The organism is Streptomyces sp. NPDC029152 (genome assembly GCF_055564355.1).
The window spans coordinates 136,339-151,884 of record NZ_JBVHWR010000015.1 but is presented as its reverse complement, the minus strand read 5'-3'; the positions used below and the strand labels follow the sequence as shown (position 1 = coordinate 151,884).

Sequence of the window (15,546 nt, the reverse complement as noted above, 5' to 3'; positions counted from 1 at the left end):
AAGGACCACGGCACCCCGATCCGCATCGGCGTGAACGCGGGCTCCCTCGACCGGCGCCTGCTCCAGAAGTACGGCAGGGCGACCCCCGAGGCGCTCGCCGAGTCCGCCCTGTGGGAGGCGTCCCTCTTCGAGGAGCACGGCTTCCGGGACATCAAGATCTCCGTCAAGCACAACGACCCGGTGATCATGGTCGAGGCCTACCGTCAGCTCGCCGCCCAGTGCGACTACCCCCTGCACCTCGGCGTCACCGAGGCCGGTCCCGCCTTCCAGGGCACCATCAAGTCGGCCGTGGCCTTCGGCGCCCTGCTCTCCCAGGGCATCGGCGACACCATCCGCGTCTCCCTGTCCGCGCCGCCGGTCGAGGAGATCAAGGTCGGCATCCAGATCCTGGAGTCGCTGAACCTGCGTCAGAGGGGCCTGGAGATCGTCTCCTGCCCGTCCTGCGGCCGTGCGCAGGTGGACGTCTACAAGCTGGCCGAGGAGGTCACGGCCGGTCTGGAGGGCATGGAGGTGCCGCTGCGCGTGGCCGTCATGGGCTGTGTCGTCAACGGTCCCGGTGAGGCCCGTGAGGCCGACCTCGGCGTCGCCTCCGGCAACGGCAAGGGCCAGATCTTCGTCAAGGGCGAGGTCATCAAGACCGTGCCCGAGTCCAAGATCGTGGAGACCCTCATCGAGGAGGCCATGAAGATCGCCGAACAGATGGAGAAGGACGGCGCGTCGGGGGAGCCGGCCGTCACCGTGAGCTGAACAGCACCGACCGAAGGGGGCCCGAGCGTGACGATTCTGGAGAACATCCGGGGACCACGCGACCTGAAGGCGTTGTCCGAGGCGGAACTCGGCGAACTGTCCGACGAGATACGCGATTTCCTGGTGCACGCCGTCGCCCGTACCGGCGGTCACCTCGGCCCCAATCTCGGCGTGGTGGAACTCACCGTCGCCCTGCACCGGGTCCTCGAGTCACCGGCCGACCGCATCCTGTGGGACACCGGCCACCAGAGTTACGTGCACAAGCTGCTGACCGGACGTCAGGACTTCTCCAAGCTGCGCGGCAAGGGCGGGCTGTCCGGCTACCCCTCGCGCGAGGAGTCCGAGCACGACGTCGTCGAGAACAGCCACGCCTCCACCGCGCTCGGCTGGGCCGACGGCCTCGCCAAGGCCCGCCGGGTCCGGGGGGAGCGGGGACACGTCGTCGCCGTCGTCGGCGACGGCGCGCTCACCGGCGGCATGGCCTGGGAGGCGCTGAACAACATCGCGGCCGCCAAGGACCGGCCGCTGATCATCGTCGTCAACGACAACGAACGCTCCTACGCGCCGACCATCGGCGGCCTCGCCGACCACCTGGCGACGCTGCGCACCACCGACGGCTACGAGCGGGTGCTGGCCCGGGGCAAGGAGCTGCTCCAGCGCACGCCCGTGGTCGGCCGCACCGTCTACGAGGCCCTGCACGGCGCCAAGAAGGGCTTCAAGGACGCCTTCGCCCCGCAGGGACTCTTCGAGGACCTCGGACTCAAGTACGTCGGCCCGATCGACGGACACGACATCGGGGCCGTCGAGTCGGCGCTGCGGCGCGCCAAGCGCTTCCACGGCCCGGTGCTGGTGCACTGCCTCACCGAGAAGGGCCGCGGCTACGAGCCCGCCCTGCGCGACGAGGAGGACCACTTCCACACGGTCGGCGTGATGGACCCGCTGACCTGTGCGCCGCTCGGTCCCTCGGACGGGCCGTCCTGGACCTCCGTGTTCGGCGAGGAGATGGTGCGGATCGGCGCGGAACGCGACGACGTCGTGGCCGTCACCGCGGCCATGCTGCGCCCGGTCGGCCTCGCCCCCTTCGCCGAGCGGTTCCCCGACCGGGTCTGGGACGTCGGCATCGCCGAGCAGCACGCGGCCGTCTCCGCCGCCGGCCTCGCGACGGGCGGACTGCACCCCGTCGTCGCCGTCTACGCCACCTTCCTCAACCGCGCCTTCGACCAGCTCCTGATGGACGTGGCCCTGCACCGCTGCGGCGTCACCTTCGTCCTGGACCGGGCGGGCGTCACCGGCGTCGACGGGCCCTCGCACAACGGCGTGTGGGACATGTCCGTCCTCCAGGTCGTCCCGGGACTGCGCATCGCCGCGCCGCGCGACGCGGACCAGCTGCGCGCCCAGTTGCGCGAGGCGGTCGCCGTCGACGACGCGCCGACCCTGCTGCGCTTCCCGAAGGAGTCCGTCGGACCGGTCCTCCCGGCCGTGGACCGGATCGGCGGGATGGACGTCCTGCACGCCGCCGACCGGCCCGAGGTGCTGCTCGTCGCCGTCGGAGTGATGGCACCCGACTGCCTCCGGGCCGCCGAGCTGCTGGAGGGCCGCGGCATCGGGTGCACCGTCGTGGACCCGCGTTGGGTCAAACCGGTCGACCCGGCGCTGCCGCCCCTGGCCGCCCGGCACCGGCTGGTGGCCGTCGTCGAGGACAACAGCCGCGCCGCCGGGGTCGGCTCCGCGGTGGCGCTGGCCCTCGGCGACGCCGAGGTCGACGTGCCCGTACGGAGGTTCGGCGTCCCGGAGCAGTTCCTCGCGCACGCCAAACGCGCCGAGGTGCTCGCCGACATCGGCCTCACCCCGGTCGAGATCGCCGGTCGGATCGGCGCGAGCCTCGCCGCACGGGAAGCGGCCGGCGACGAGGCGACCGTCATGCCTGGGCAAGGAGAGAACTGAATGACCAAGGAGTTCGACCTCGGCGCGCTGCTGGCCGAGCGCGGCGCCGAGCGGTACGAGCTGCACGCGAAGCACCTCAACCACCAACTGCCGCGCATGCTGCGCACCATCGGCTTCGACAAGGTCTACGAGCGGGCCGAGGGCGCGCACTTCTGGGACGCGGAGGGCAACGACCACCTGGACATGCTCGCCGGGTTCGGCGTGATGGGCCTGGGCCGCCACCACCCGGTCGTCCGCAAGGCCCTGCACGACGTCCTCGACGCCTCGCTGGCCGACCTGACCCGGTTCGACTGTCCGCCGCTGCCCGGACTGCTGGCCGAGCGGCTGCTGGCGTACAGCCCTCACCTGAGCCGGGTCTTCTTCGGCAACAGCGGCACGGAGGCGGTCGAGACGGCGCTGAAGTTCGCCCGGTACGCCACCGGCCGGCCGAGGATCCTGTACTGCACGCACGCCTTCCACGGGCTGACCACCGGCTCGCTGTCCGTCAACGGCGAGAAGGGGTTCCGGGAGGGCTTCGCCCCGTTGCTGCCGGACACCGCCGTGCCCCTCGGCGACCTGGACGCCCTCGCCCGCGAGCTGGACAAGGGGGACGTGGCCGCGCTGATCGTGGAGCCGATCCAGGGCAAGGGCGTCCACGAGGCCCCGCCCGGCTATCTGCGCGCCGCGCAGGAGCTGCTGCACCGGCACGAGGCCCTGCTGATCGCCGACGAGGTGCAGACGGGACTCGGCCGGACCGGGAGGTTCTACGCCTACCAGCACGAGGACGGCGTCGAGCCCGACCTGGTGTGCGTGGCCAAGGCGCTGTCCGGCGGGTACGTGCCGGTGGGGGCCGCGCTCGGCAAGGAGTGGATCTTCCGGAAGGTGTACTCCTCCATGGACCGCGTCCTGGTGCACTCGGCGAGCTTCGGGTCCAACGCGCAGGCCATGGCGGCCGGGCTCGCGGTGCTGTCGGTGATGGAGAACGAGGAGATCGTCGCGAACGCGGCCGCCGTGGGGGAGCGGCTCATCTCCCGGCTGACGGAGCTCGTGGACCGCTACGAGCTGGTCGCCGAGGTCCGGGGCCGGGGACTGATGATCGGCATCGAGTTCGGCCGGCCGAGTTCGCTGCGGCTGCGCAGCCGCTGGACGATGCTCCAGGCCGCGCGGAAGGGACTGTTCGCGCAGATGGTGGTGGTGCCGTTGCTCCAGCGGCACCGGATCCTGACGCAGGTGTCCGGCGACCATCTGGAGGTGATCAAGCTGATCCCGCCGCTGATCATCGACGCGTCGGACGCGGACCGGTTCGTCGACGCCTTCACCGAGGTGATGGAGGAGGCGCACAACGGCGGTGGCTTGATGTGGGACTTCGGAAAGACGCTGGTCAAGCAGGCGGTGGCGAACCGCTGACCGCCGGGGCCCACCGAGTTTTGCCTGTGAGGCAATAAAATTGCCTCACAGGCAAAACTCGGGCTGAATGGAGGTATGACCTCCTCGAACGGCTCGTCGGAGGAACCGGCGGACGCCGTGTCCTCCGTGGTCGCTCCGCAGCTCCGCGCCCTGCGCCGCCGCGCGGCCCTCACCCTGGAGACGGCGGCCCGCGCCGCCGGGCTGTCGCCCGCCCACCTCTCCCGTCTGGAGACCGGGCAGCGTCAGCCCTCGCTGCCGATGCTGCTCTCGCTCGCCCGCGTTTATGGTACGACCGTCTCGGAACTGCTCGGCGAGACGGCCGCGGAACGGGACGCCGTCGTGCGGGCCGGGGCCATGGAACCGACCGCCGCGGGCGGCTGGACGTACTGGCAGGCCGGCGGTTCCGGCCGCGGGATGCAGGCCCTGCGGGTCCGCGTGCCGCACGGCTCGCAGGGCGACATCGTGCGCGTCCACCCCGGTGAGGAGTGGCTCTACGTCCTGCGGGGCCGGCTGCGGCTGCGCCTCGGGGACGCCGTGCACCTGCTCGGGCCGGGCGACAGCGCCCACTTCGACTCCCTGACCCCGCACCGGATCGCGGCCCAGGACGCCGACGGGCTCGAACTCCTCTTCGTCCACACCCTGCTGCAGAGCCCGACGGCGGCGCTGTGCCTGGGGCCCGCCGCCACACCGACCCGTCACACCTCCGGAGAGATGCCATGAGCACCATGCAGGACAAGCTCCCGCGCGCCCTGTGGGTGCGCCTTCTCATCTACATCGTCCTCGGGCACGTCTTCGGGGGCTTCCTCTACCTGCTGTTCGAGGTGGGAGCCAAGTAGCCGCCGCCCGGGAGCGCGGGCGGGCGGCTCAGTCCAGCATCCGCTCGCGCAGCCGCTCCCTGATCCGCGGGGTGACGCCCAGCCCCTTCTCCAGGTAGGCGTCGACCCCGCCCCAGGTCCCCTCGACGGTCTCGAAGGCCGCCGCCAGGTACTCGGCGCGCGCGTCGAACAGGGGGTTGAGCAGCTCCATGACCTCGGGGGAGTAGGCCGAGGCGGCGGAGCCGCTGCGGCGCACCTTGTAGCGGCGGTGCGTCGCGTTCGACTTCAGGTAGTCCTCGACGATGGCGTCGCGTTCCACGCCCAGGGCGAGCAGGGTGATCGCGATCGACAGGCCCGCGCGGTCCTTGCCGGCCGCGCAGTGCATCAGGGCGGGGACGCTGTCCTCGGCGAGCGCGTGCAGCACCCGGGAGTGCTCCGCCGTGCGCTCCTTGATGATCCTGCGGTAGGAGGCGATCATCCGGTTCGCGGCCTGGTCGTCCGCGAGGATCGCGCGCAGCTGGTCGAGGTCGCCGTCGCGGACCATCGTCCAGAACTCGGCGCCGTCGGCCGGGTCGCTCAGCGGCAGGTTCACGTTGCGCACGCCCGGCAGCTCGACGTCCGGGCCCTCGAGCTTGTGATCGGCGGCGTTGCGGAAGTCGAAGATCGTGTGCAGCCCCAACGAGGCGAGGAACGCGGCGTCCTCCGCGGTGGCGTGCGCGAGGTGGCCGCTGCGGAACAGCACTCCCCGGCGCACGCGCCGTCCGTCCGTGGTCGGCAGTCCGCCCACGTCCCGGAAGTTGCGCACGCCGGCCAGCTCGGGTTCGGTCGACGGGACCTGCTGCGTCACGGGGGCTCCTCCCACTCCGCCCCGCCGGCGCTGCTCGCCGTCGGGCGTCCAGCCGACGATACGGCATCCCTTGCCTGCGGCAACGAGTCGTCCACGGGGCAGCCGCCGGGGCCGAATGGGAGCTATATGCGCCTTCTGTCCCAATTACCTGACTTACCTCAACTTGCAAGGAAATAAAGGGAGCTGGTGCATCTCTCGTGAGCAGCGTCATAGAGGTGACCGTGCGTTGCTGGTCATGTTCACGTAATTCAGGCGCTTTTCGAGGGGGTTTACGGAAAGGGGTGCGCACAGGATTGACGGAGTGTGACCGCTGGTTCCCGTAAAGGATCAAGCGGAACGCCTGTCCGGGGAACCTCTCGCTTGTCCGTTCGCATCTTGGTCCCTTACGTTCACCACCGATCCGGACGGACGCCTAATCCTGCCGCCGACCGGAGCCCGCACTCGTCCACCACCCGTACACGGCAGGAGCGGGGGACCCACAGGTAAGACCGCCTGTTCCGGTTCCCGGAACAGGCTCGGGGTAAAGCCGCGTCAGGACGCGGCCGGGCATCTCCAGCCCGCACCCGACAGCTCACCTCGCAGGCGCCGGAGAGGAATCCGCCATGCCCGCGAAGGGTAAGCACCGCCGTACCAAGGCCCAGCGCCTCACCCGCACCATCGCCATCGCCGGAACCGGGGGCGCCGCGCTCGCGCTCCCGCTGATGGGCGCCGCCGCCGCCCAGGCCGCCCCCGCGCACTCCGTCGCCGGACAGTCCGTCGCGGCCGGTGCGCAGCAGTCGGCCGACAAGGGCCCGGCCTCGCACACCTACGTCGTGAAGAGCGGCGACTACCTCTCGAAGATCGCCGACGAGCAGCACGTCGACGGCGGCTGGAAGAAGCTGTACGCGGACAACCGCGAGGTCGTCGGCTCCGACCCGTCGCTCATCCACCCGGGTCTCGAACTGTCGATCGGCCGGAAGGCCGCGACCGGCACCGCCAAGTCCTCGCCGTCCGCGCAGAAGTCCGCCGAGAAGCCGGCCGGGAAGTCCTCCGCGCAGACCGCCGAGAAGGCGTCGGACACCGCGAAGACCACCTCGCCGAAGTCCTCCGCGTCGGAGTCCTCGGACACGAGCACCCCGTCCGCCGGCGCCACCGGCGGTTACACCGCCCCCGTGGCCGGCGGCATCGGCACCCCCTACCACCAGTCCGGCAGCATGTGGTCCAGCGGTTACCACACCGGCACCGACTTCGTCGTCCCGACCGGCACCTCCCTGAAGGCCGTCGGCGCGGGCACGGTCGTCTCCGCCGGCTGGGGCGGCGCGTACGGCAACCAGGTCGTCATCAAGCTCGCCGACGGCCACTACGCCCAGTACGCCCACCTGTCCTCGCTCTCCGTCTCCGCCGGTCAGTCGGTGACGGCGGGCCAGCAGGTCGGCCTCTCGGGCGCCACCGGCAACGTGACCGGCCCGCACCTGCACTTCGAGATCCGCACCACGCCGGACTACGGCTCCGACGTGGACCCGATCGCCTACCTGCGCTCGCACGGCGTCTCCGTCTGACGGCGGTTCCCGCGCGGTCCCCGCGCCACCGGAGGCCGGACCCCGATCCCCGGGTCCGGCCTCCGGTGCGTCCGTCACCGGCCCGTGCTTATTCCTGAGTTGGCGAACACTTTAGGAGTGGCCTTTCTCACCGCCCGTCAACCCCTTCCTACGGTCGCGTAGGTCACATTCCAAGGTGAATCATGGGCCGACGTGGCAGACGATTCGAAGAGTGACAGCAGGACAGTGATCGGGTCGTACGTGGCGTTGGGGGACAGCTTCACCGAGGGCGTCGGCGATCCCGGCCCCGACGGTGCGTTCGTCGGCTGGGCCGACCGGTTCGCCGTACTGCTCGCCGACCGGCGCCCCGAGGGCGACTTCACGTACACGAACCTCGCCGTACGCGGCAGGCTGCTCGACCAGATCGTGGCGGAACAGGTCCCCCGGGCGGTCGAACTCGCGCCGGACCTGGTCTCGTTCTGCGCCGGCGGCAACGACATCATCCGGCCCGGCACCGACCCCGACGAGGTAGCCGAACGGTTCGAGCGGGCGGTGGCCGCGCTGAGCGCCGCGGCCGGCACGGTGATGGTGACCACCGGCTTCGACACCCGCGGAGTGCCCGTCCTCAAGCACCTGCGCGGCAAGATCGCCACCTACAACGGACACGTGAGGGCCATCGCCGACCGTTACGGCTGCCCGGTCCTCGACCTGTGGTCGCTGCGCAGCGTCCAGGACCGCAGGGCCTGGGACGCCGACCGGCTCCACCTGTCGGCCGAGGGCCACACCCGTGTGGCGCTGCGCGCCGGCCAGATCCTCGGCCTGCGCGTCCCGGCCGACCCGGACCAGCCCTGGCCGCCCCTGCCGCCGCGCGGCACGTTCGACGTCCGGCGGGACGACGTGCAGTGGGCACGGGAGTACCTGGTGCCGTGGATCGGGCGCCGGCTGCGCGGCGAGTCCTCGGGGGACCACGTGACGGCCAAGGGGACGCTGTCGCCGGACGACATCAAGATGCGGATCGCTCCGGTGGCCTGAGGGCGGGGGCGTCCCGCGGCCGGCGGACCGGGCCCCTCAGCGCCGGGGCGTGGTCAACGCCTCCCGGTCCAGGCCGAGTTCCCGGGCGAGCGCCTCGTCCACCCACCGCAGCGCACGGGCCCGGGACACCGTGCCCTCGTACGACGTCAGCTGTACGGCCAGCCCGTCCAGCAGCGCCGTCAGCCGCAGGGCGGCGCCGTCGGGGTCCGGGCACGGGAACTCCCCGGCGGCCACACCGTCCGCGATGACCTCGGCGATGGCCGCCTTCCACTCCCGGTCCAGCTCCCGCGCGACCTCCCGCAGCGCGGGCTCGCGCAGCGACGCCGCCCAGCCCTCGATCCACAGCCGCCAGCCCTTGGCCTGGCCGGTCGGGGCGTACCACCGCACGGCCGCGCGCAGCCGGCGAAGTGCCGACGTACGGCGGCCGAGCAACGCCCGCAGACGGGCCAGGTCGTCCTCGGCGGCGTGGGCGAACGCGGCGGCGACCAGCTTCTCCTTCGTCGAGAAGTGGTAGAGCACCAACGCGCTGCTGACACCGAGCGCGGCGGCCACGTCGGCGACCCGCAGCGCCGCCACGCCCCGCGCCGATATCTGCTCGACGGCCGCGCGCAGCAGCTCCTCGCGCCGCTGGGCCACACTCAACCGGACTCTCGCCACGCCCGTCACCCTATACAGGGCGCGCACGTGCGACGGCCGCCGCTTCAGACCCCGTCGGTCCGGTCCGCAGTGGCGGCGGCCGCGCCCGCGCCCGCGCCCGCGCGCCCCGCGCCGGGCAGGTCGCAGGAGTCCTTGAAGCCCTGACTGGTGAGGTCGAGCGCGGCGTTGACGCGGGAACGCAGGTTCTCGCCGGCGATCATGGCCGTCAGCTCCACGAACGCCGGCTCGCCCAGCCGGGTCCGCAACCGCTCGGCGAGGTCGTCGCCGACGGTCGGCGGGGTCGCCGTCACGGCCTCGGCGTACTCCATGACGTCGCGCTCCAGCGGCGTGTAGGCGTCGCTCTCCCGCCACACCGGCACGTCGTGGAGCTTGCGCCGGTCCATGCCGCGCTCCGCGTTCTCCCAGTAGCCGAAGTCCATGCACCAGGAGCAGCCGATCGAGGCCGCCGAGGCCATCACGGCGAGCGCCTTCAGATCGGAGTCCAGCCTGTCCCACTTGGCCACGGACTGCTCGAACCGCAGGTAGCCCCAGAGCACGCGCGGATCGTGGGCGAGCGCCCTGCCGGGGTCGAGGACCTTGCCGTAGGTGCGCCGGGAGTACCACTCCATGACACGGAAGAAGAGGGTCCGGGGCGGGGTGAGGGATACGCGAGCCATGGGGGCCACCTTCCTGTCCGTCGGCCTGTCCGTCGGCCTGTCCGTCGGTCTGTCCGTCGGTCTGTCCGCCGGCCGGGCCGATCCGTTCCGTTCCGGGCGCTCCGGCGGGAGCGCCCTTCACAGTGACGACGGGTGGAGGGAACCCGGATGTGACATCGGTCGTTCGAGGTGACGTCGGACAGGACGACAATGAGAGCCTGACCCACTCCCCCAGGAGGTACCGTGGCCGCCCCCCGTTCCCCCCACACCGGGCTCCGCGTGCCGCGGCCCGCCGCCTTCGGCGCGGATCCGGGCGGTGAGCGCATGGCGCGCATCCGCAGATCGCCGCACTTCCGCGACGGGGTCTTCCAGAACCCCGGAGGCGCCGCCCGGACCCGGCCCTCCGGATCGGCCCGCGAGTTCGCCAAGGTCTACTTCGACCGGGAATCACGGCTCGGCCGTGCCCCGCGCGGCACGGTCCCGGTCCACGCCACCACGCTCGCCGACCTCGCCCGGCCGCCCGCCACCGGGCTGCGGCTGACCTGGGCGGGCCACTCCAGCGTGCTCGCCGAGATCGACGGACGGCGGGTGCTCTTCGACCCCGTGTGGGGTGAGCGCTGCTCCCCCTTCCCCTTCGCCGGTCCCAAGCGGCTGCACCCGGTTCCGGTGCCCCTGGCGGCCCTGGGCCCGGTCGACGTCGTCGTCATCTCCCACGACCACTACGACCACCTGGACATGCCCACGATCAAGGCGCTGGCCGGGACGGACACCCTGTTCGCCGTGCCGCTCGGCGTCGGCGCCCACCTCGAGCACTGGGGCGTGTCCGCCGGGCGGCTGCGGGAACTGGACTGGCACGAGTCGACGCGCGTCGGCGGCCTCACCCTGACCGCCACCCCGGCCCGCCACTTCTGCGGACGCGGGCTGCGCAACACCCAGCACACGCTCTGGGCGTCCTGGGTCGTCGCCGGTGAGCAGCACCGCGTCTACCACAGCGGCGACACCGGCTACTTCGACGGCTTCCGGGACATCGGCGCGGCACACGGCCCGTTCGACGCCACGATGATCCAGCTGGGGGCGTACTCCGACTTCTGGCCGGACATCCACATGACGCCCGAGGAGGGCATACGCGCCCACCTCGACCTGCAGGGGGGCGAGCCGGGAGGGGTGCTGCTGCCGATCCACTGGGGCACCTTCAACCTGGCTCCGCACGCGTGGGCGGAGCCGGGGGAGTGGACGAAGGACGCGGCCGGGGAGGCGGGGCAGGCGGTGGCCTTCCCGCGGCCGGGCGAGCCGTTCGAGCCGGCCGGGAAGCTGCCGGCGGAGGCGTGGTGGCGGGCGGTGTCCGGCCCGATCGCGCATCCGTGGCGGCGCCCCGGTGGTGTCGAGAGGAAGCCCGGCGTGAGCAGGGCCGGCCTCGACCTCGCGGGCGAGCGGTGAGGCCGGCCGGAGAGGATCCGGTGAGGTGATCCGGCGGTCCAGGCCGTCGCCGACTTCGCAGGAGCCGCTGCGGGTGGCGGCCGGCGGCGGCCATGGCGACGCCGGCCGGGTCCCGCCCCGTGGCGTCAGCGCACGGCGGGGCGGGGCGGTGCCGGACGGTGGGGGCGACGGGGACCCGGGTGCCGCCCGGCGCGGGCCCGGGCCGGCCGGGCGCCCGCGTGGGGCATCGCAGCGGCCGGCGTGCCCGCCCCCGGGGATCGCGCCGGGCACCGGAACCGCGCCCCGCGAGACGCCGTCGGCGACGCGAGCGGTGCACAGCGCGGCCGCCGGCGTCGGACAGCCGCAGGCCGATGCCTCGCCCCGCACATCACGTCCGGGGGACACCGCGGCGTGTTCGGCGGCGTGCCGCCCGGCCGTCCGCGCCGCTCCCGGACGGGCACCGGGGAGGAGACCCGCGGCCCCTGGCATCCGGGCGGACTCACATGGGGGGTGCGTCGACCGGCCGGGTGTCCGAGAACTCCCACCACGCGAGCGGCAGCCAGTCACCGTCGACGAAGCCGTCGACGGACGCTCCGGTGCCCCGGATGGCCACCTGGGTCCCCACCGGATAGCTGGTGCCGGACAGCCCGGAGACCGGGACGAGCAGCACGCCGAGACGTCGGGTCACGGTTCCTGATCCTTTCCACGTCGCACGGAAGGGAAATTTGCCTTCCCTGGATGCAAAGCATTGCATCGTGGACCAGTCTGGACAGTGAGGAAAGTCGCAAAAGCTCGGACGAGCTGCGTGGATCAAGGTTTCTTTCCGAGGGGGCGACGAGGCTCCCTCGAACCAAAAATTTCCGAGAGTGATCGAGCGAGTGCGCCCAGTGGAGGTGCTCGACGATGCAAGCCGTCGTGTACAAGGGACCGTACGAAGTGGCCGTCGAGCAGGTGGAGGACCCCCGGATCCAGCATCCGAACGACGTGATCGTGAAAGTCACGTCCACCGCCATCTGCGGCTCGGACCTGCACATGTACGAGGGCCGGACCGCCGCCGAGCCGGGAATCGTCTTCGGCCACGAGAACCTCGGCGTCGTCGAGGAGGTCGGCGAGGGGGTGACGTCGCTCAGCCGCGGCGACCGGGTCGTCATGCCCTTCAACGTGGCGTGCGGCTTCTGCAAGAACTGCACGGCCGGCTTCACGGGCTTCTGCCTGACCGTGAACCCCGGGTTCGCCGGCGGCGCGTACGGCTACGTGGCCATGGGCCCCTACGTGGGCGGCCAGGCCGAGTACGTGAAGGTGCCCTACGCGGACTTCAACTGCCTGAAGCTCCCCGAGGGCACCGACAACGAGACCGACTTCGTCCTGCTGGCCGACATCTTCCCCACCGGCTACCACGGCAACGAGCTGGCCGACGTGCGCCCCGGTGACACCGTCGCCGTCTACGGCGGCGGCCCGGTCGGACTGATGGCCGCCTACTCGGCGCTGCTGCGCGGGGCGAGCAAGGTCTTCGTGGTCGACCGGGTGACCGAGCGGCTGCGGAAGGCCGAGGAGATCGGCGCCGTCCCGATCGACTTCACCGAGGGCAGCCCGGTGGAGCAGATCCAGGAGCAGACCGACGGCCAGGGCACGGACAAGGGCATCGACGCCGTCGGCTATCAGGCCCAGGCGGGAGGCGAGGGCCGCGAGGAGCCGGCGATCGTCCTGAACTCGCTGGTCGACACGGTCCGGCCGACAGGCGCGCTGGGCGTGCCGGGGCTGTACGTCCCGCAGGACCCGGGCGGACCGGACGAGCAGGCCAAGCACGGCATGCTGATGGTCTCCATAGGCCGCATGTTCGAGAAGGGGCTGCGGATGGGCACCGGCCAGTGCAACGTCAAGCGCTACAACCGGCACCTGCGCGACCTGATCGTCGCGGGCCGCGCGCGGCCCAGCTTCGTCGTCTCCCACGAGCTGCCTCTCGCCCAGGCGCCGTCGGCGTACGAGAAGTTCGACAAGCGCGTCGAGGGCTACACCAAGGTCGTCCTCCACCCCCACGAGTGAGGGCACCGGGGCGGGACCGACGAGGAGGGCTTCCGGATCCCTGACCCGGGAGCCCCCGCGACGGGGCCGGGGCCCGTCTTCGAGCGGGTCCCGCCCGGAGCGGGAACGGCGCTAGACCGACCGCCGCTCCGTAGGAGGTGACGGGGCGTGCCGCCATGACCCGGCGGCAGTGCCACGGGGGACCGCCGCGGGGAGTGGACGAAGGCCGGCGGCCTCCGGCGGCAGGCCGAACGGGGGTGTCCCCCCATGCCGGTTCCTCCGGCCCCGCCCTCCCGTGAGGGCCCGGACCGGGCCCCGGCGGCTTCGGCCCCGACGAGGTGCCGCCTCCCGTGGCCTGTGCCGGCGCCTTCCGCCCGACAGCGGCCGCCCCCGGGGCGGTCACCGATGGTGACGATTTCTGATCGGTCTCGACTGTTCCGTCGCCTTCTCGGAGTGAGCCCTTCACCGGCTTATCGGTCTGTCGTACGACGTCTCATACCAGAGCGGGACGTCGCCCGGGGGACTTTGTCGACTGCCCGCCGCACATGATGCGCAGGCGACTACTGTCGGTGTCCGTCGGGTGACGTAGGGCCGGATCCCCCGGTCCACCCGGCCGACACCGCGATGGCGCACGCCCGCGTGGCGTCGCGTGCCCGCGTGGCGCCCGTCGCCGTGCGCGGGCACCCCGCGCCCGACGGACCAACGGACCAGTACGAGGACCCCGATGTCTCACCTCCGCGCCCCCGCCGCGCGAGCAGACCGCCGTGAGGGCGGGCGGCACGGCCGGCCGGCCCCGCGTACCGCCCCCGCGCCGCACGAGACCCCCATCCGGCCCCAACTCCTGCGTCTCGCCGTGCTGCCGCCCGTGGCGGTCGCCCTCAGCGCCTGCGCGGCCGTGCTGTTCACCGTCCGTTCCACCGGCGCACGGCCCGGTCCCGTCCTGTGGCTCGTGCTCGCCGGGGCGGTGTCGGTGGCGGCGGCGGCCGTCGTCATCGCCGCCGTCGCCGCCGGCCGCGCCGCGCGGTCCGTGCGCGACCGCGTCGACGCGCTGCGCCGCAGCACCGCGCGCGGGGAAGGCGATCTGCGCGCCGTGGTCGAGGCCCTGCGCCGCGGTGAGACCCCGCCCCGGCGCAAGCCGCGCGGCGGCCCGCCGGACGACGCCGACGACTTCGAACTGCTCGCCGCCGACCTCTCCCGCGCCCACGACGGCGCCGTCGCGGCCGTCGTCGAGGCCGCCCGGCTCTCCAGCCAGGCCGGCAGCGAACAGAAGCTGGAGGTCTTCGTCAACCTGGCCCGGCGCCTGCAGTCCCTGGTGCACCGGGAGATCTCCATCCTGGACGAGCTGGAGAACGAGATCGAGGACCCCGACCTCCTCAAGGGCCTCTTCCACGTCGACCACCTCGCCACCCGCGTCCGCCGCCACGCCGAGAACCTCGCCGTGCTCGGCGGCGCCGTCTCCCGCCGGCAGTGGAGCAACCCGGTGGACATGACCGAGGTGCTCCGTTCCGCCGTCGCCGAGGTCGAGCAGTACTCCCGCGTCCGGCTGGTCCCGCCGGTCGACGGCACCCTGCGCGGCCACGCCGTCGCCGACGTCATCCACCTGCTGGCCGAACTCGTGGAGAACGCCACCCTGTTCTCCGCCCCGCAGACCCAGGTGCTGATGCGGGCCAACCTCGTCACCTCCGGCCTCGCCGTGGAGGTCGAGGACCGCGGACTCGGCATGCCCGTCACCGAGCAGAACCGGATGAACGCCCTGCTCGCCGACCCCGACCAGGTCAACGTCGCCCGCCTGCTGGCCGACGGCCGCATCGGGCTGTACGTGGTCTCACAGCTCGCCAAACGGCACGGGATCACCGTACGGCTGCAGTCCAACATCTACGGCGGGGTCCAGGCCGTACTGGTCGTCCCCCGGGCCCTGCTGGGCACGGCGCCCGGCATCCCGGACACCGGGGACCGGCCGGAGGAGGCCACGGGGACCACGCCGTCGCCCGTCCCGCCCCCGCAGCGGCCCCGGCCACCGGCCGCCCCCCTGCCGTCCGCGCCCGCGACGCCCCTGCCCGCTCCTGCCGTGTCCGGCCCCGGGGCGCCCCCCCTCGTACCGGCCTCCGGCGCGCCCGCCCCCGCCGCTCCCGCCACCGGGGCGCCGGTGCCTCCCGGGGCCCAGGCGTCCCCGACCGCCGGGGCCGGGGCACCCGTGCCGCTGCCCGTACGCCGTGCCCGGGAGGGGCGGGCCACTCCGGCCGCCGCGGCGCCGGGGGCCCGGCCCGGGAGCCAGGACACCCCCGCCGAGCACGCGGCCACCCCGCCCGCCCCGCGTCACAGCGCCGTGCGCGGCACCATGGACAGGCCCCGGCTGCCCCGCCGCCGCGCCCACGAGCACATCGCGCCACAACTGCGCGGCGGTCCCGCGCCGCGCCCGGAAACCGACTCCGAGCGCCTCGTCGGCCACGACCCGGGCCTGATGGCGGCCTTCCAGCGCGGTGTCGGCCTCGCCGAGGCCCAACAGCACCTGGAGCAGATCCCCGTGG

14 protein-coding genes and 1 riboswitch are annotated in these 15,546 nt (G+C 72.8%); of the genes, 10 read left to right on the top strand and 4 right to left on the bottom strand.

Features of this window, described 5'->3' with window-relative positions:
* The 5 genes from ispG to ACZ4V6_RS28065 all read left to right on the top strand — a co-directional run.
* A partial coding sequence (gene ispG, locus ACZ4V6_RS28085) for a flavodoxin-dependent (E)-4-hydroxy-3-methylbut-2-enyl-diphosphate synthase (RefSeq protein ID WP_467832830.1) occupies window positions 1-747 on the top strand: 747 nt, incomplete at its 5' end.
* Between the two features lie 27 nt (window positions 748-774).
* Window positions 775-2,691 carry a 1-deoxy-D-xylulose-5-phosphate synthase gene (gene dxs / locus ACZ4V6_RS28080; RefSeq protein WP_467832826.1) on the top strand — a complete coding sequence of 639 codons (1,917 nt, stop codon included), beginning with the start codon at window positions 775-777 and terminating at the stop codon, window positions 2,689-2,691.
* Entirely contained in the window at window positions 2,692-4,077 is a 1,386-nt protein-coding gene (locus ACZ4V6_RS28075) for an aspartate aminotransferase family protein (RefSeq protein ID WP_467832824.1), read from the top strand.
* A gap of 75 nt (window positions 4,078-4,152) precedes the next feature.
* Entirely contained in the window at window positions 4,153-4,797 is a 645-nt protein-coding gene (locus ACZ4V6_RS28070) for a helix-turn-helix domain-containing protein (protein WP_467832822.1), read from the top strand.
* The gene (locus tag ACZ4V6_RS28065) at window positions 4,794-4,913 is read left to right on the top strand and encodes a DUF6126 family protein (protein WP_467832819.1); all 120 of its coding nucleotides are present in this window, start codon (window positions 4,794-4,796) and stop codon (window positions 4,911-4,913) included. Before ACZ4V6_RS28070 ends, ACZ4V6_RS28065 begins: the two co-directional genes overlap by 4 nt.
* Window positions 4,914-4,941: 28 nt before the next feature.
* On the opposite strand, the gene ACZ4V6_RS28060 is transcribed toward ACZ4V6_RS28065, so the two are convergent.
* Window positions 4,942-5,739: a tyrosine-protein phosphatase gene (locus tag ACZ4V6_RS28060; RefSeq protein ID WP_467832815.1), complete on the bottom strand. Its 798-nt coding sequence runs from the start codon at window positions 5,737-5,739 to the stop codon at window positions 4,942-4,944.
* Between the two features lie 439 nt (window positions 5,740-6,178).
* A riboswitch (cyclic di-AMP (ydaO/yuaA leader) is annotated at window positions 6,179-6,337 on the top strand.
* Between the two features lie 4 nt (window positions 6,338-6,341).
* Here ACZ4V6_RS28060 and ACZ4V6_RS28055 point away from each other — a divergent pair.
* Complete coding sequence (locus ACZ4V6_RS28055; RefSeq protein ID WP_467832812.1) at window positions 6,342-7,277, top strand: M23 family metallopeptidase; 936 nt, start codon at window positions 6,342-6,344, stop codon at window positions 7,275-7,277.
* Between the two features lie 225 nt (window positions 7,278-7,502).
* Window positions 7,503-8,288 carry an SGNH/GDSL hydrolase family protein gene (locus ACZ4V6_RS28050; protein ID WP_467832845.1) on the top strand — a complete coding sequence of 262 codons (786 nt, stop codon included), beginning with the start codon at window positions 7,503-7,505 and terminating at the stop codon, window positions 8,286-8,288.
* A gap of 36 nt (window positions 8,289-8,324) precedes the next feature.
* Here ACZ4V6_RS28050 and ACZ4V6_RS28045 read toward each other — a convergent pair whose 3' ends face one another.
* Window positions 8,325-8,945, bottom strand: a complete 621-nt coding sequence (locus tag ACZ4V6_RS28045) for a TetR/AcrR family transcriptional regulator (protein WP_467832810.1) — start codon at window positions 8,943-8,945, stop codon at window positions 8,325-8,327.
* 44 nt (window positions 8,946-8,989) lie between these two features.
* Window positions 8,990-9,601 (bottom strand): carboxymuconolactone decarboxylase family protein, encoded by a 612-nt coding sequence (locus tag ACZ4V6_RS28040; protein WP_467832807.1) that lies wholly within the window; start codon window positions 9,599-9,601, stop codon window positions 8,990-8,992.
* A gap of 222 nt (window positions 9,602-9,823) precedes the next feature.
* Here ACZ4V6_RS28040 and ACZ4V6_RS28035 point away from each other — a divergent pair, with 222 nt between their 5' ends.
* Window positions 9,824-11,017, top strand: a complete 1,194-nt coding sequence (locus tag ACZ4V6_RS28035; protein WP_467832805.1) for an MBL fold metallo-hydrolase — start codon at window positions 9,824-9,826, stop codon at window positions 11,015-11,017.
* Window positions 11,018-11,495: 478 nt separating this feature from the next.
* Here ACZ4V6_RS28035 and ACZ4V6_RS28030 read toward each other — a convergent pair whose 3' ends face one another.
* Entirely contained in the window at window positions 11,496-11,684 is a 189-nt protein-coding gene (locus tag ACZ4V6_RS28030) for a hypothetical protein (protein WP_467832803.1), read from the bottom strand.
* A gap of 215 nt (window positions 11,685-11,899) precedes the next feature.
* On the opposite strand from ACZ4V6_RS28030, the gene ACZ4V6_RS28025 reads away from it, so the two are divergent.
* Window positions 11,900-13,039: a glutathione-independent formaldehyde dehydrogenase gene (locus tag ACZ4V6_RS28025; RefSeq protein WP_467832800.1), complete on the top strand. Its 1,140-nt coding sequence runs from the start codon at window positions 11,900-11,902 to the stop codon at window positions 13,037-13,039.
* Between the two features lie 703 nt (window positions 13,040-13,742).
* Window positions 13,743-15,546 (top strand): sensor histidine kinase (locus ACZ4V6_RS28020; protein ID WP_467832798.1); only part of this gene is annotated, 1,804 nt, incomplete at its 3' end.

Bases quoted from the DNA above. Each gene is read 5' to 3' on its own strand.
- ACZ4V6_RS28055 (WP_467832812.1), top strand. From the start codon at position 6,342: ATGCCCGCGAAGGGTAAGCACCGCCGTACCAAGGCCCAGCGCCTCACC.
- ACZ4V6_RS28040 (WP_467832807.1), bottom strand. From the start codon at position 9,601: ATGGCTCGCGTATCCCTCACCCCGCCCCGGACCCTCTTCTTCCGTGTC.
- ACZ4V6_RS28065 (WP_467832819.1), top strand. From the start codon at position 4,794: ATGAGCACCATGCAGGACAAGCTCCCGCGCGCCCTGTGGGTGCGCCTT.
- ACZ4V6_RS28070 (WP_467832822.1), top strand. From the start codon at position 4,153: ATGACCTCCTCGAACGGCTCGTCGGAGGAACCGGCGGACGCCGTGTCC.
- ACZ4V6_RS28025 (WP_467832800.1), top strand. From the start codon at position 11,900: ATGCAAGCCGTCGTGTACAAGGGACCGTACGAAGTGGCCGTCGAGCAG.
- ACZ4V6_RS28075 (WP_467832824.1), top strand. From the start codon at position 2,692: ATGACCAAGGAGTTCGACCTCGGCGCGCTGCTGGCCGAGCGCGGCGCC.